This window comes from Massilia sp. LjRoot122, assembly GCF_964252725.1.
In the GTDB taxonomy this organism is placed as follows: domain Bacteria; phylum Pseudomonadota; class Gammaproteobacteria; order Burkholderiales; family Burkholderiaceae_D; genus Telluria.
On record NZ_CAXUPB020000001.1, the window covers coordinates 4,732,142 to 4,745,384 of the forward strand.

Below are 13,243 nucleotides of genomic sequence, written 5' to 3' on the forward strand. Positions count from 1 at the left end.
TTCGTCAGACCGTGTGGTGTATTAACACTAATTTATTAGCGGAACGATAACCCTTCGACCTCACTGCGGCAAGCCGTCCACGAACAGCTTCAGTTCCCCGGGGGCGAACTGGGTCCATGTTTCGTTATTGGTCAGCGGCTCGGTAACGATGATGGCGACCCGGTCCTTCGGCGTCGTCACCTGCGAAAAGTCGACCGACAGGTCCTCGTCCGCGAGGCAGGCGGCGGCGAAGGGATACTGGCGCACGATGTAGCACAGCTTGGTCGAGCAGTGGGTGAACAGCGCGGTACCGTCCGACAGCATCATGTTGAAGGTGCCGTGCGCGGCGATCTGCGGCACCAGGCGCTCGAGCGCCGTGCGCAGGTCCGCCAGGGCGGGCGCGGTGTCGCCGAAGGTATTGCGCAGTTCCTGCATCAGCCAGCAGAAGGCCAGCTCGCTGTCGGTGTTGCCGACCGGCCGGAAGGGGCCGTGCAGCGCGGGCGCGAAATCCTTCAGGTCGCCGTTGTGGGCGAACACCCAGTAGCGGCCCCACAGTTCGCGCACGAAGGGATGGCAGTTCTCGAGCGCGACCTGGCCTTGCGTGGCCTTGCGGATATGGGCGATGACGTTGGTCGACTTGATCGGGTAGCGCTTGATCAGTTCGGCGATCGGCGAGGCGATGGCGGCCTGGTGGTCGACGAAGTGGCGGACTCCCTTGCCTTCGAAGAAAGCGATGCCCCAGCCGTCGTGGTGGGTGTCGGTGCGGCCGCCGCGGTGGGCGAAGCCGGTGAAGGAGAAGACGATGTCCGTGGGGACGTTGCAGTTCATTCCGAGGAGCTGGCACATGCGCGCAGCTTACCACGCCAGAGGTGCCGTTAGCGCCACTGCCCCCTCGAAACAGGCAGCGGCTCTTTCCTGAGTTTAGTGCAGCACGACTGGCTGGCTCATCAGGGTGTCGTAGGAACCCAGGAAGTCGTCGATTTCTTCCATGGTCGGCTCGCTTGCGATGAGGTTGTTCACATCGCGTCGGAAAGATTGAGCCAGTTTGCCGCCGATGAACGCTTCGCGCCGGCCGGCTTTGTCGACGATCTCGTATCCGCCGAAGCGCAGGGCTTCGAGGTCGCGATCCACGCCAAATTCGACGACGCTATACTGTTCGCTGTTGTAGATCATGTTCATGATGACTCCTTCTCTCGATCAGAGTAATTGTGCAGACTAAGCGCGTGGCGGCAGGCGGTTAGCTGATCACTTCGGTTAAGAGGTGGGGCTCGCTGGACCGATTTCAAGTACGCGCAATGTAAGCAGAGATGTCAGGCGTGTACGGTCGGGTTCAGTGCCAACAGCTGATCGTATGGCGCTTCTTGCAGCCACGATCGCAACTGATCAAGGTGTTCACTGCTCGCCAAACCGATGAACAGGCGTTCCGGCCCTTGGCGCAACAGTCGATTTAATGTTACACGCAAAACCAGGTTCCCGGTGCAGCACACACACCCGGGTGCGAGTCGGACAAGTCTGACAGAAGATGAGTCGGGGATGGGTGAGCTGCCCGAAGCCAGCCCTTCGAGGATGACGGCGCTGAAGCCCTCAGGAGAGGACGGTGCAGCCTCGAGCAGCGAGGCGATGGCCGCCTCGCGCAGGGCCGCCGAGGCGCCGGTGACCAGGGTGGTCGCGACGCCGGCGCGCAAGCCGGGCAATCAGACGCCCTTCTTGGCGAGCTTGCCCGGCTCGACGCCGAGCTGCTTGAGTTTGCGGTACAGGTGGGTACGTTCGAGGCCGGTCTTCTCGGCCACGCGCGTCATGCTGCCGCCTTCGCGGCCCAGGTGGTGTTCGAAGTACATGCGTTCGAAGGCGTCGCGCGCTTCGCGCAGCGGCAGGTCGAAGGACAGCGTATAGCCGGTACCCTCGCCCTGCGAGATCGCATGCACCAGGCGCGAGCCGTTGGCCATCTGTGGCACCGGCTGGGAAAACATCGGGGTGGCTGCGGCGGTGACCGGGCCGGCGCCGCCGTCGGCGACGGGAGCGGGTGCGGCGGCAAGCGGACGCGGCGGAGCCAGCGGCGCGCGCGCCACTTCCTGGGCGCGCGTCAGGCCCTGCTGCACGGCCTTCAGCAGTTTCTGCAGGGCGATCGGCTTTTCGAGGAAGTTCAGGGCGCCGATGCGGGTCGCTTCGACGGCGGTATCGATGGTGGCGTGGCCGGACATCATGATGACCGGCATGGTGAGCAGGCCGTCGCGCTGCCATTCCTTGAGCAGGGTGACGCCGTCGGTATCCGGCATCCAGATATCGAGCAGGACCAGGTCGGGGGCGCCGGCGGCACGCGCCTCGCGCGCCTGCTGCGCATTTTCTGCCAGCGTGATGGCGTGGCCTTCGTCGCCCAGGATTTCCGAGAGTAATTCCCGGATGCCCATTTCATCATCAACTACGAGTATGTTCGCCATCTTCTTGCCTTCCTGATCTCTTACCCGTCATGGTGCGATTTTATGCCGTCTTTTATATTTCGGACAAGTTCGCCTCAGGGGCTAACTTTAACAGCAAAATGAATACTGACGCGCCACATCCGTCCGCCCGGTTGCCGATATCGATGCGGCCGCCGTGTTCGTCGATGATCTTTTTCACCATCGGCAGGCCGAGGCCGGTGCCGCGCGCCTTCGACGTGACATAGGGCTCGAAGGCGCGCGCCAGGATGCGCGGCGAGAAGCCGGGGCCGTTGTCCGTGATCGCCAGGCGCACCGCGGTGCCGGCGGCGCCGTCTGCGCCCTCGTAGTGGATGGCCTCGGTGGTGACGTCCACCCGCGGGCTAGGGGCATCGGAGCCGCGGTCGACCAGCGCATCCTGCGCATTCTGCACCAGGTTGTGGATCACCTGGCGCAGCTGGGTGGCGTCGCCCATCACTTTTGGCAGATCCGGCGCCAGCGCGGCATGAATCACGTCCGAGCCGTCCTCGGCCAGGTAGAGCTGCAGGATCTCGTTGATCAGGCCGTTCAGGTCGAGCGGTTCCAGCACCGCCGGCGGCGTGCGCGCATAGTCGCGGAAGTCGTCCACCATGCGCTTCATGGCGTCGACCTGGTTGACGATGGTGGTGGTGCTCTTCTTCAGCAGTTCGGCCTCGTAGGGCGGCAGGCTCGATTCCAGCTTCATCTGCAGGCGCTCGGCCGACAGCTGGATCGGGGTCAGCGGGTTCTTGATCTCGTGCGCCAGGCGGCGCGCCACTTCGCCCCAGGCTACCGAGCGCTGGGCCGAGATCACGTCCGAGATATCGTCGAACACCACGATGAAGCCGCTGCCGGTGCCCACCGGCAGGCGCGAGCCGCGCGCCAGCAGCGTGATGTCGTGATCGTGCTCGTCGCCGCTGCCGCGGCGCGGGATCTCGATCTGCTGCTGCCAGTGGGCGCGCCGGCGCCGGTCGGCGCTGGCCGCGCTCTGGGCGCTCTGGGCCGAAATCGCACGCGTGATGCAGTTGTAGAAGGTTTCCAGGCCGGCGATGCTGGACAGCGGACCCGCCAGCGCGCCCGGCTCGACCTGCAGGATGCGGTAGGCGGCGTCGTTCGAGTTGACCACCCGTCCTTCGGCATCGAGCACGATCACGCCCGCCGACATATTCGCCAGCACCGACTCCAGGTGGGCCTTGGCGTTCTGCAGCGCCATGCGGTTGCGCTCGACCGCGCTGCGCGCCTCGAACAGCTGGCCGGTCATCGCATTGAACGAGCGCGTCAGGGTGCCCAGTTCGTCGTTGGTCTCGACGGTCGGACGCGGCGACAGGTCGCCTTCGGCCACCGCCTGCGTGCCCTCGGCCAGCACCAGCAGCGGCTGGGCCAGGTTGCCGGCCATGAGGAAGGCGCTGCCGATCGCCCCGAAGATCGCCAGCAGCAGGGTCAAGGTCAGCGTCTCGATGTACATCTTGCGCAGGCCGGTGCGTTGCAGCGAGCGCGAGCGGTATTCCTCGGAGGCGCTGCCCAGCACCACCGCGTTCGAGGCCAGGTTGACCGGCACCGACTGCAGCAGCTGCAGGTAGCGCGGCTCCACCCCGGCCGCTTCCGGCACCGCCAGCAGCACCCGCAGGCGCAGGCCGGTGGCCGCATCCAGGGCGCTTCCACCGTCCTGGGCGTTCTGGCCGTTCTGGCTCGTGACCTCGCGGTTGATCGTCCCTTCCGGACGCGCATAGCCGCCCGGCAGCGCGGCCGACTTGAGCATGTCGGGCGTCGGCTTGTCCAGCTCCAGGTTGGCGTTGCGGTCCTGCGAACTCGAGGCCAGCACAGTGCCGTCGGCGGTCATCAGCATGGCGCTCTGCAGGCCGCTGATGTCGTTCACCAGGCCGCTCAGCACGCCCTGCACCATCACCGCATCCTGGCCGGCCAGTGTGGCGGCCGCGGTCTGGCCGGTGGCGCCCAGTTCGGCCACCGCTTCGTCGAGGGCGGCGCGGCCCAGGTTGAGGCCGGATTCGATCGCGGCCTCGATCTTGACGTCGAACCAGGAATCGATCGAGTGCGAGACGAAGCGCACCGACACCATGAAGACGACCAGCCCCGGCAGGATGCCGATGCCGGCGAACAGCAGCACCAGCCGCGCCACCAGGCGCGAGCCGAACTTGCCGGCCTTGTAGCGCGAATACAGGCGCGCCAGGGCCACGATCACCAGGATCAGCAGCAGCGCGGCCATGCCGGCGTTCACGCCCAGCAGCCAGGTGTAGTAGCGGTCGAAGAAGCCCGAGTTGTCGGACGCCGAGGCGAGCAGGAACAGCAGGATCGAGACGATGGCGCCGCCCACCACCAGCGCGTAGCGCAGCGCCTGGTTGAACGATTTAGCCCGCATCCGGCTTACTCCGCACGGTAGGTGAAGTTCTTCCGGCTCGAGCTCAGGCGCCAGCTCGAATCATTGATGGCGTTGACCTGCAGGGGCTTGGACAGGAAGTCGCGGTCCATGAACATACGCACCGACACGTTGTAGACCTCGCCCTGCTTGAGCGCTCCCTTGGGCGCGATCAGCCAGCGCGCGGGACGCCGGATCAGCGACAGGGCGTCGTCGAGGGTCGTGAAGGGCTGGGGCACGCTGCCGCCGATGGTGACGATGTACTGGCGCGTCAGCATGTCGTAGGAGATGCCGATGGTGCGCTTGGAGAACACCGCCTTCTCGTCGCGCCACCACCAGCGCGGGCGCGTCATTTCGATCTCGGTGGTGAAGTGCAGCTTGATGCCGTGCTGGACCGCGTCCTGCAGCTCGTGGTTCAGGTCGAAGGCGAAGGCGGTATTCAGGCGATAGCCGTCTTCGCTGGTCTGGATTTCGACCTTGGTGATATCGATGACCTCGGCCGCCCGTGCCTGCGAACACGCGAAGACCAGCAGCAGCTGGCAAGCGAGGAGGCAAAGAAATCGTAACGTCACGGGTGAGCCGGAGCCTAAATGGTTAAAGCCGAGTTGAAGCCGAAGTCGGATGGATCACTGCGCTGCCTTCTTCTGGAACAGCGCATAGAACAAGCCGTCATGATCCTGCCCGGCACCGCTGGCTGGCAGCAGCTGGCCCGGCGCGTCGAGGCGGATGGCGTCGTGGCGCGCCGCGAATGCGGCAGCCTGCGCCTCCGATTCCTGGGGCCAGAGCGAACATGTCACAAACAACAATTTACCATTGGGCAGCAGCATCTGCCAAAGGTTGTCGAGTATTTTGGCGGAAAGTGTTGCAAGTTGGAGCGTGTCCGACTTGCGGCGCAGCCAGCGGATGTCCGGGTGGCGGCGCACGATGCCGGAGGCCGTGCAGGGCACGTCGGCCAGGATGCGGTCGAAGGGTCGGCCGTCCCACCAGCCGCTGTCCTGGGCCTCGGCCGTGATCAGCTTCGCTTCCAGTCCGAGCCGGCCCAGGTTGTCGCGCACGCGCGCCAGGCGCTGGGCATCGGCATCGACCGAGGTCAGGTCGACCTCGGCCGCCTCGAGGATGTGGCCGCTCTTGCCGCCGGGGGCCGCGCAGGCATCCAGCACGCGCATGCCGTCGGCCAGGTCGAGCAGCGGCGCCGCCAGCTGGGCGCCGGCGTCCTGCACCGACACCATGCCTTCATGGAAGCCCGGGATCTGGCTGACGTTGACGGCCTGCGCCAGGCGCACCGCGCTGGGCCCCACCTGCGCCGCCTCGATGCCGGCATCGCGCAGGCTGTTCATATAGCTGTCGACATCCAGACGGCGGCGGTTCACGCGCAGGGTCAGCGGCGGATGCACGTTGCCGGCCGCAAGAATGGCTTCCCAGTCGGACGGATAGGCCGCGCGGGTACTGTCGATCCACCATTGCGGATAATTCCAGCGCGCCAGCGGCTGCTTCAGGGCCTCCGCCACCAGGGCCTCGCGCTCGCGCAGGAAGCGGCGCAGCACGGCGTTCACCATGGCCTTGGCGTGGGCGAAGTCGGGGTGGCTGGCCGCCGCGTTCACGGCCTGGTCCACCACGGTGAAGGCTTCGTAAGGCGGATTCGTGCCTTCGGGCGGGTCGAGCAGGGCCAGCGCCGCAATCAGCAGGCCGGCCAGCATCGGCGGCTCCGGCGCCTTGCTGGTCATCAGGCCCAGCAGGGTTTCGCTGCGGCCCAGCTGGCGCATGCTGCGGTAGGCAATGTCCTGGATCGCGCCGCGCGCCTGCGGGGTCACGTCATAGGCCGTAAATACCCCGGCCAGCGCCTGCGGCAGCGCGCTGCCGGCACGCACGCGCGCCACGGCATTGGCCGCACCCACCAGGGCCAGGGCCAGCGAATCGGCCTTCAGGTCGGGGCGGTAGTCGCGCTGCGGCGCCACCTTCACTTCGTGGCTCGGGCGCAGGCGCGCGGGTTCGCGCATCGCTTCGCGCTCGGCCGACGGGCGATAGGACGGTTTGGCAACGGCTGCCTGGCCGCCCTGGGGCCGCGCCTCGGACGGCCGCTCCCTGCCCTGCGGCGACGTGGAACGCGCCGGCTTGGCTTTGGGTTTCAGGGAGAGCGTCGGGCGCTTGTCGGTCATGGCAGGATCGGTACAGTGAAAAATGGCCTTCATTGTAACGGCATAGGCTTTGGTGCTGCTTAAGTTGACCACTGAGCAAGTACCGCAATTGCCGAGCTGAACATATTGCGCGCTGCGCCAAACCAGTATAATGGCTGCTGTTTGCCTGTCCACAGGCCCGCCATTTTTATCAGATCGACATCCCCATGCTCGCCCAACAAAAACAACAGATCGTTGCCCTGTTCCAGGCCGCCCTCGCGCCGATCGTCGCCGGCACCGACCTCACCCCCAACGTGGTACTGGAGCGCCCGCGCGACCCGAGCCACGGCGACATCGCCTGCAACATCGCCATGCAGCTGGCCAAGCCGCTCAAGACCAACCCGCGCGAGCTGGCCACCCGCCTGGTCGCCGCCCTGCTGGCCGAGCCCGGCGCCGCCGGCCTGGTCGAGTCGGCCGACGTGGCCGGCCCCGGCTTCATCAACCTGCGCGTCGCCGCCAGTGCCAAGCAGTCGGTCGTCAAGACCGTGCTGGAGCAAGGCGAGGCCTTCGGCCGCGGCACTTCCGGCCAGGGCCACCACGCCATCATCGAATTCGTGTCGGCCAATCCGACCGGCCCGCTGCACGTCGGCCACGGCCGCCAGGCCGCGCTGGGCGATGCCCTGTCCTCGCTGTTCGAATCGCAGGGCCATGAGGTGACCCGCGAGTTCTACTACAACGACGCCGGCGTCCAGATCGCCACCCTCGCCACCTCGGTGCAGGCGCGCGCCAAGGGCTTCCGGCCGGGCGACCTGCAGTGGCCGGAGTCGGCCTACAACGGCGACTACATCGCCGACATTGCCGCCGACTTCCTGGCGAAGAAAACCGTCTCGGCCAGCGACGGCGAGCCGGCCACGGCCTCGGGCGACGTCGAGGACATCGAATCGATCCGCCGCTTCGCCGTGGCCTACCTGCGCAACGAGCAGGACCAGGACCTGCAGGCCTTCGGCGTCAAGTTCGACAATTACTACCTCGAGTCCTCGCTGTACGCGGACGGCAAGGTGGAAGCGGCCGTGCAGGCCCTGGTCGACGCCGGCGTCACCTACGAACACGAGGGCGCGCTGTGGCTCAAGACCACCGACTACGGCGACGACAAGGACCGCGTGATGCGCAAGTCCGACGGCACCTATACGTATTTCGTGCCGGACGTGGCCTACCACATCCAGAAATTCCGCCGCGGCTTCGACCAGGCCATCAACGTGCAGGGCAGCGACCACCACGGCACCATCGCGCGTGTGCGCGCCGGCCTGCAGGCGGTGAACATCGGCATCCCGCAGGGCTATCCTGACTACGTGCTGCACAAGATGGTCACCGTGATGAAGAACGGCGAAGAGGTCAAGATCTCCAAGCGCGCCGGTTCCTACGTCACCGTGCGCGACCTGATCGAATGGTCGGGCAACGGCGACGTGACGCGCGGCCGCGACGCAGTGCGCTTCTTCCTCATCTCGCGCAAGGCCGACACCGAGTTCGTGTTCGACGTCGACGTCGCCCTCAAGACCTCGGACGAGAACCCGGTCTACTACGTGCAGTACGCCCACGCCCGCATCTGCTCGGCGCTGGCCAACTGGGGCGGAGACGAAGCGCAGCTGGTCAATGCAGACCTGTCCCTGCTCGAGACGCCGCACGAAGCCAGCCTGCTGTCCAAGCTGGCCACCTATCCGGAAATGCTGGAGCGCGCCAAGCTCGAGCTGGGCCCGCACCACGTCGCCTTCTACCTGCGCGAACTGGCCGGCGAACTGCACAGCTACTACTTCGCGCACAAATGGCTGCTCGACGACGACGAAGCCCTGAAGCTGGCGCGCCTGGCCCTGGCCACCGCCACCCGCCAGGTGCTGCGCAACGGCCTGGCCCTGATCGGCGTCTCGGCCCCAAGCAAGATGGAACGCGCCCCTACTGAAACCCAAGAGTAATCGCAACATGACCGTCATCCGTTCCTTCTCCCCGCTGCGCCAGCGCGGCAGCACCCTGACCGGCATCATCATCGGCCTGATCATCGGCCTGGGGATCGCGGTGGCGGTCGCGCTCGTGATCACCAAGGGCCAGTCGCCGTTCACCGACCGCTCGAACAAGATGGGCCGCCCGGCCGACCTCGAGCCGAGCCAGGCGAGCGATCCGAACAAGCCGCTGTACGGCAACCGCGACGCCGCGCGCGAAGCGAACCGCGAGATCGCCGAACGCGCCAGCCGCCCGGCGCCCGCACCGGCGCCGGCGCCGGCTGCCGCCGAAGCCGACCCGCTGGGCCAGGCCATCGCGGGCATGCAGGGCGCGGCACCGGCCGTTCCGGCCGCTCCGGCCGCAGCGCCGGCGGCGGCTCCGCCGAATACGGCAGCACCGGCACCGGCCCCTGCGGCCCCGGCCGCCGGCGGCGACGGCTACATCTACTACCTGCAGGCCGGCGCCTTCCGCGAGATGTCCGATGCCGAGAACACCCGCGCCAAGCTGGCCCTGCTCGGTTTCGAGGCCGCGATCAGCGACCGCAGTACCGACAGCGGCGTGCTGCACCGCGTGCGCGTCGGCCCCTACAGCGGACCGGAAGCCATGAACAAGGCGCGCGCCAAGCTGCTCGACAGCGGCATCGACGTCGCCATCGTCCGCAACCAGCGTTAAGCAGTCCGACCACCGAGGAACCGCATGAACCAGCTTCGCCGCCTGATCGTCTCCGCCGCACTGTTCGCCGCTTCCGGCCTTGCCGCGGCCTCCCCCGCCGCACCCAAGGAAGGCGCGGAATACCAGGCCCTGCCGGAAGCGCAGCCGACCGACAGCGGACGCAAGGTCGAGGTGCTGGAGTTCTTCGCCTATTACTGCCCGCACTGCTATGCCTTCGAGCCGCAGCTGGCCGAATGGGTCAAGAAGCAGGGCGACAACATCGTGTTCCGCCGCGTGCACGTGCCGCGCGGTCCGCAGGTCGCGGCCCAGCAGCGCCTGTTCTTTACGCTGGAATCGCTCGGCCTGCTCGATCAGTTCCACGGCAAGGTCTTCAACGCCATGCACGTCGACCGCCAGACCTTCGCCCAGGACGAACAGGTGTTCGACTGGGCCAGCCGCGCCGGCATCGACCGCGCGAAATTCATCGACACCTACCGCTCCTTCGGCGTGCAGGCCAAGCTGCGCCGCGCGCAGGCGATGATGGAGTCCTACCGCATCACCCACTGGCCGATGATCGCCATCGACGGCCGCTTCCTGACCTCGCCGGGCATGCTCAACGAGGCCAACAGTATCAGCGGCAACGAAGCGCTGCAGGCAACCCTGCAGGTGATGGACGGGCTGGTCGCACGGGCGAAAGCGGACAAGAAATGACCCTCCCGCCGGGCCGCGCGGACCGGGTGTTCATCACCGGCGCCTCGAGCGGCATCGGCGCGGCACTGGCGCGCGAATATGCGGCGCGCGGCGCCTCCCTCGGCCTGCTGGCGCGGCGCCGTCCCTTGCTGGAAGACCTCGCCGCCAGCCTGCCCCACCCCGAACGCCACCGCATCTATGCGGCGGACGTCACCGACCGTGAGGCCGTGGCCGCGGCGGCCGCCGACTTCATTGCGGCGAACGGCGGCGCCGACACCGTCATCGCCAGCGCCGGCATCTCGCACGGCACCCTCACCGAGCGTCCCGCCGACCTGGCGGTATTCGACGCCGTGTTTGCCACCAACGTGAACGCCACCGTGGCCACCTTCGCTCCCTTCATCGCGACCATGAAAGCCCAGCCGGGGCCGTGCCGCCTGGTCGGCATCGGCAGCGTGGCCGGCATCCGCGGCATGCGCGGCGCGGGCGCCTACTGCGCCTCGAAGGCCGCGGTGCACAGCTACTGCGAATCGCTGCGCCTGGAACTGCGCGCATCGAACATCAGGGTGGTGACCATCGTCCCCGGCTACATCGACACACCCATGACCCGCAACAACCGTTTTCCCATGCCTTTCCTGATGCCCGCCGAACGCTTTGCCGCGCTGGCGCTTGACGTCATCGCGCGCGGCGCCGGCTACCGCGTCCTGCCCTGGCAGATGGGCGCCGTGGCCAAGCTGCTGCGCCTGCTGCCGAACGCCCTGTTCGATCTCGCGTTTTCGCGTGCGCCCACCAAACAGCGCCAGGGGGAAGCATGAAGGCGGAGCGCATCGCTGCCCTGGCGCGCGCCGGCGTGGCGGTGGAAGTCGTGTTAGAGACCGGCTCGACCAATGCCGACCTGCTGGCGCGCGCAGCTCAGCTGACCGAGCCCGTGCTGCTGGTGGCCGAGCACCAGACCGCCGGCCGCGGCCGCGCGGGGCGCAGCTGGCTCTCGTCCAGCGACAACTCGCTGACGTTCTCGCTGGCCTGGAAATTCGACGGCGGCCCGCAAGTGCTGTCCGGCCTGCCGCTCGCGGTCGGCGTGGCGCTGGGCGACGCGCTGGCCCAGCTGGGCGTGCAGGTCCAGCTCAAGTGGCCGAACGACGTGCTCAAGGACGGCGCCAAGCTGGCCGGGATCCTGATCGAGACCCAGTCCGCGCCAGGGGGCGGCACCTGGGCCGTGATCGGCATCGGCCTCAACCTGATCATGCCGGACGAAGTGGAGGCGCTGCTCGGTCGCAGCGCCGCCGGCGCGCCCTGGCTGGCGCGCATGGAACGCGAGGTATTGATGGCGGCCCTGCTCGACGCCCTGGCCGAGGCGCTGCGCCTGTTCGCGCGCCAGGGCTTCGGCGCCTTCAGCGCGCGCTGGAACCTGCGCCACGCCTGGCAGGGCCAGACCGTCGTCATCCTCGACAACGGACAGGTGCTGCAGGAAGGCCTGGCTGCCGGCGTCGATGACGCGGGCCGGCTGCTGCTCGACACGGCGGAGGGGCGCACGACGGTGCTGGCGGGCGACGTGTCGCTCAGGATCAAGGAGTAAGCATGCTGCTGCTGATCGACGCGGGCAACACCCGCATCAAGTGGGCACTCGCCGCGCCGGGCGCGGCACTGGGCGCCTGGACGCTGGCCGATGCGGTGTCGCACGCCGGACTCGAAGGCGCGGCCGATGCGTGGCGACGGGCCGGCGTGACGCGTGCCCTGATCTCGAACGTCGCCGGCGCCGCCGTGCGCGAACAGATCGCGCAGGTCCTGCCCGCCGGGATCGCGGTCGAGTGGTTCGCCTCCAGCGCCGAGCGCGCCGGCCTGCGCAACGGCTACCGCAACCCGGGCCAGCTGGGCTGCGACCGCTTCGCCGCCGCCATCGGCGCACGCGCGCTGGCGCCCGGACAGGACCTCATCGTGGCCACCTGCGGCACCGCCACCACGGTGGATGCCGTCAGCGCCGACGGGCGCTTCATCGGCGGCATGATCCTGCCCGGCCTGGCCCTGATGGCCGGCTCGCTGGCCCGCAATACCGCCCAGCTGCCCCAAGTGACGCCAGGGGCCGCCCCGCCGCCTGTCTTCGGCGACAACACCGACGACGCGATCATTTCCGGCGTCTTGTCGGCCCAGGCCGGCGCCATCGAGCGCGCCTGTGCGGCGCATGGCGCCAGCGCCTGCATCCTGTCGGGCGGCGCGGCGCCGTATATCGCGCCGGTCCTCAAGTTTGCGCACCGGGTGGTCGATAACATTGTGCTGGTCGGCCTGCACGCGGCGGCCGTCCCCTTGAACGGAGAGCGCACTTGTTGAAATTCGTATTCTGGGCACTGCTGGCACTCAACGCCCTGGTGTTCGCGTATGCGCAGGGCTACCTCGGCAAGCTCGACGGCGCCGAGCGCGAGCCGCAGCGCCTGAAGAACCAGCTGGCCGCCGAGCGCATGGTGCTCCTGAGCCCGGCCGAAGCACGCGCGGCCGCCGAAGTCTCCGCGCCGCAGCCTGCCGAACCCGTACCCGTCGCGGCGCCGCCCCTTGAAACCATCGCCTGCACCCAGGCCGGCGCCTTCGCTTCGGCCGATGCGCGCCGCTTCGAGACCCGGGTCAACCGCCTCGATCTTGGCACACGCGTCACCCGTACCAGCCTGCCCTTCCAGGAAGTCACCAGCCACCTGGTCTACCTGCCGCCGAACGGCGGCAAGGAAGGCGCCGACCGCCGCGTGGCCGAGCTGAAGGAAAAAGGCGTCGCGAATTTCTTCGTGATGCAGGGCGACTCGCCGCTCAAGTGGGCGGTGTCGCTGGGCGTGTTCAAGACCGAGACTGCCGCCCAAACCCTGGTGGCGGCGCTCGGAAAACAGGGCGTGCGCGGCGTGCGCGTGCTGCCGCGCGGCCCGCTGGGCACGCGCGCGGCCTGGCAGTTCCGCGACCTGACGCCGGACGAGCGCAGCCGCGTCGCCGGCATTGCCGACGATTTCACCGGCGTGCAGCTGCGTCCCTGCCAGTGA

14 protein-coding genes are annotated in these 13,243 nt (G+C 67.9%); 7 read left to right on the forward strand and 7 right to left on the reverse strand.

Features of this window, described 5'->3' with window-relative positions:
- Window positions 1-60 precede the first annotated feature (60 nt).
- The 7 genes from ACSQ25_RS20795 to rsmB form a co-directional block, all read right to left on the reverse strand.
- Complete coding sequence (locus ACSQ25_RS20795; protein WP_436107567.1) at window positions 61-825, reverse strand: class II glutamine amidotransferase; 765 nt, start codon at window positions 823-825, stop codon at window positions 61-63.
- Between the two features lie 75 nt (window positions 826-900).
- Window positions 901-1,158, reverse strand: a complete 258-nt coding sequence (locus ACSQ25_RS20800; protein WP_027865841.1) for a BTH_I0359 family protein — start codon at window positions 1,156-1,158, stop codon at window positions 901-903.
- A 131-nt stretch (window positions 1,159-1,289) separates the two neighbouring features.
- Window positions 1,290-1,673 (reverse strand): GTPase, encoded by a 384-nt coding sequence (locus ACSQ25_RS20805; RefSeq protein WP_436107568.1) that lies wholly within the window; start codon window positions 1,671-1,673, stop codon window positions 1,290-1,292.
- Window positions 1,674-2,417: a response regulator gene (locus ACSQ25_RS20810; protein ID WP_436107569.1), complete on the reverse strand. Its 744-nt coding sequence runs from the start codon at window positions 2,415-2,417 to the stop codon at window positions 1,674-1,676.
- Between the two features lie 52 nt (window positions 2,418-2,469).
- Window positions 2,470-4,788, reverse strand: coding sequence for an ATP-binding protein (locus tag ACSQ25_RS20815; RefSeq protein WP_436107570.1), 2,319 nt, complete (start codon window positions 4,786-4,788; stop codon window positions 2,470-2,472).
- A 5-nt stretch (window positions 4,789-4,793) separates the two neighbouring features.
- Complete coding sequence (locus tag ACSQ25_RS20820) at window positions 4,794-5,357, reverse strand: DUF4390 domain-containing protein (protein WP_436107571.1); 564 nt, start codon at window positions 5,355-5,357, stop codon at window positions 4,794-4,796.
- 54 nt (window positions 5,358-5,411) lie between these two features.
- Window positions 5,412-6,941, reverse strand: coding sequence for a 16S rRNA (cytosine(967)-C(5))-methyltransferase RsmB (gene rsmB, locus ACSQ25_RS20825; RefSeq protein WP_436107572.1), 1,530 nt, complete (start codon window positions 6,939-6,941; stop codon window positions 5,412-5,414).
- Window positions 6,942-7,126: 185 nt separating this feature from the next.
- Between rsmB and argS the strand changes: the two genes are divergently transcribed.
- Genes argS through ACSQ25_RS20860 form a run of 7 tightly spaced genes read left to right on the forward strand, consistent with a single transcriptional unit; the run spans window position 7,127 to window position 13,243 of the window.
- The gene (gene argS / locus ACSQ25_RS20830; RefSeq protein WP_436107573.1) at window positions 7,127-8,866 is read left to right on the forward strand and encodes an arginine--tRNA ligase; all 1,740 of its coding nucleotides are present in this window, start codon (window positions 7,127-7,129) and stop codon (window positions 8,864-8,866) included.
- A 7-nt stretch (window positions 8,867-8,873) separates the two neighbouring features.
- Window positions 8,874-9,563, forward strand: coding sequence for an SPOR domain-containing protein (locus ACSQ25_RS20835; protein ID WP_436107574.1), 690 nt, complete (start codon window positions 8,874-8,876; stop codon window positions 9,561-9,563).
- 24 nt (window positions 9,564-9,587) lie between these two features.
- Window positions 9,588-10,253: a thiol:disulfide interchange protein DsbA/DsbL gene (locus tag ACSQ25_RS20840; protein WP_436107575.1), complete on the forward strand. Its 666-nt coding sequence runs from the start codon at window positions 9,588-9,590 to the stop codon at window positions 10,251-10,253.
- Entirely contained in the window at window positions 10,250-11,044 is a 795-nt protein-coding gene (locus ACSQ25_RS20845) for an SDR family oxidoreductase (protein WP_436107576.1), read from the forward strand. Before ACSQ25_RS20840 ends, ACSQ25_RS20845 begins: the two co-directional genes overlap by 4 nt.
- Window positions 11,041-11,805 (forward strand): biotin--[acetyl-CoA-carboxylase] ligase, encoded by a 765-nt coding sequence (locus ACSQ25_RS20850; protein WP_436107577.1) that lies wholly within the window; start codon window positions 11,041-11,043, stop codon window positions 11,803-11,805. The genes ACSQ25_RS20845 and ACSQ25_RS20850 overlap by 4 nt, the downstream gene beginning before the upstream one ends.
- Window positions 11,806-11,807: 2 nt before the next feature.
- Window positions 11,808-12,554, forward strand: coding sequence for a type III pantothenate kinase (locus tag ACSQ25_RS20855; protein ID WP_436107578.1), 747 nt, complete (start codon window positions 11,808-11,810; stop codon window positions 12,552-12,554).
- On the forward strand, window positions 12,548-13,243 hold the full coding sequence (locus ACSQ25_RS20860) for an SPOR domain-containing protein (RefSeq protein WP_436107579.1): 696 nt from the start codon (window positions 12,548-12,550) through the stop codon (window positions 13,241-13,243). The genes ACSQ25_RS20855 and ACSQ25_RS20860 overlap by 7 nt, the downstream gene beginning before the upstream one ends.